The 1,745-nt window shown below is 64.8% G+C and carries 3 protein-coding genes; 1 reads left to right on the forward strand and 2 read right to left on the reverse strand.

From position 1 onward, the window contains the following. Window positions 1-188: hypothetical protein (locus ACFXB5_RS53665; RefSeq protein WP_385223360.1), on the reverse strand; the 188-nt coding region annotated here is incomplete at its 3' end. A 106-nt stretch (window positions 189-294) separates the two neighbouring features. Then, window positions 295-1,248: an NmrA/HSCARG family protein gene (locus ACFXB5_RS53670; RefSeq protein ID WP_385223362.1), complete on the reverse strand. Its 954-nt coding sequence runs from the start codon at window positions 1,246-1,248 to the stop codon at window positions 295-297. A 235-nt stretch (window positions 1,249-1,483) separates the two neighbouring features. Between ACFXB5_RS53670 and ACFXB5_RS53675 the strand changes: the two genes are divergently transcribed. Then, window positions 1,484-1,745, forward strand: a 262-nt coding sequence (locus tag ACFXB5_RS53675; protein ID WP_385223364.1) for an ArsR/SmtB family transcription factor, incomplete at its 3' end; no start/stop codon positions are given.

Raw genomic sequence — 1,745 nt, forward strand, 5'->3', positions numbered from 1 at the left:
CGGTCGAAGCAAGGTGCGTCGATTAGGACCACCTCGCGTCGACCGTGGGAGTGAGCGATCGCGCCGCAGGTCCGGCAGCCCATCACCATCCGCGCCGACTCGACCCGAACAGTCAATCGGTCGCCATCACCCCGGTCGACGTCAATCACGTGGAGATCGTCGAGACCGACGAGCAGGTCGCAGTTCACGCAGTAGGTGTTGGCGTGATGGCAGCGCGCAGCGGCACGCGCCACGGGCTCAGACAACGTCGAGGCCTTCCCGAATGGCGCGTGTCTGATCTCGTCGGCGATGGGTCTAGTGACCAAAGGTGACCGGCTGGCCATGCCAGTCGGTCTTGCGGAGGAACTGTTCCCAGCTCAGCGTGTTGGGATCGATGCGCCGGCTCCACGTCGTGTCGCGGTCGTCTCGGAAGTATCCGAGGTCGACCGCGTACTGGACCATGCCGAGGGTCTCGTCGACCAGCAGAGGGTTCTCTCCCAGCGCGGGGAAGTAGGTCAGCAGGTCTTCGCGAGAGTAGGCGCTGCGGTATTCGGCTTTGAGTCCGGTGACGCGGGAGAACTCCTCGACCATCTCGGCTGGGGAGATGACGTCCCCCACGACCGGCAGACAGGCGCCGCGGTAGGTGTCGGGGTTGGAGAACACCTCGAGGGCGGCCGGCCCGGTCGCGGTGAGTGGGTCCACGAACGGGGCACGGAAGTCTTCGGGGAGGTAGAAAGGCATGAGCACCGTGTCACCATCGATGCGCGGGGGGTAGTACTCCAGCGCGTTGGTGTAGAAGAACGAGAGCATGATGAAGGTGTGCGCGATCGGCAGAGTCCGGATGTACTCCGCGATGAGCGCCTTGTCGGTGAAGTGCGGGGCGTACTTGGTGCCCGAGGACCGCTCGTCGACGTTCTCGAGAGCACTGAAGACGACGTGTATCACTCCGGCCTCGACCGCTGCATCGGCAAGTTGGCGCCCGAGAGGGAACTCCTCGGTGGAGGGTGGCGCGATGGGCGGGGTCATCAGGAAGGCCCCCTCGGCCGATCTGAACGCGTCGACGAGCTCGCGCTGGTGACCCAGCGCGAGAGGAACCTCGGCGATCTCCGCTCCCAGTCCTGCCAGGCTCCGGGCCTGGGCAGAGCCGGCGTCTCGGGTCAGGGCTCGCACTCGGAACCTGCCGCTCTCAAGCAAGGAGGTGGCGACGCTCCTTCCCTGCTTGCTAGTGGCACCCGCGACGACGATCAACGGCTTGCTGCTCTCAGACATCGTGTACTTCCTCTTGTGTATCCCCGGTGTTCGCGGCGGACGGCAGTTACGCGGCAGATACCGGAGGGGCGTGAACGCAAACGACCATATCGCGATATCGCGATGTGTCAATGTGTGGCTGGGGGCGAACTCGGTTCGTCACATCGAGATACGATGGTGTGTGAGAGGCGAGGAGGCGACCGTGGCGACGTCACAGGCAACGAACTCAGGAGGCGACGCGGAGAACGAGCCCCCTCTGGCTGCGGTCGAGGCCTTGAAGGCGCTGGCGAACCCTGCACGGCTGCAAATCATGGACTGGCTGCGGGACCCTCACTGCGAGTTCGCTCAGTGGGAGCCAATAGCCGACCGGGACGAGGTCGGAGTCTGCGTCAGCCATCTGCAGGCCAAGTCGGGGCTGGCGCAATCGACAGTCTCCTCGTACATGGCAACCCTCGAGCGGGCAGGCCTGGTACAGGCCACACGGGTCGGCAAGTGGATCCACTACAAACGCAACGAGG

The organism is Streptomyces sp. NPDC059455, from assembly GCF_042750115.1.
Classification (GTDB): domain Bacteria; phylum Actinomycetota; class Actinomycetes; order Streptomycetales; family Streptomycetaceae; genus Streptomyces; species Streptomyces endocoffeicus.

Excerpts from the sequence above, each read along its gene's own strand:
- ACFXB5_RS53670 (WP_385223362.1), bottom strand. The coding sequence starts at position 1,248 with ATGTCTGAGAGCAGCAAGCCGTTGATCGTCGTCGCGGGTGCCACTAGC.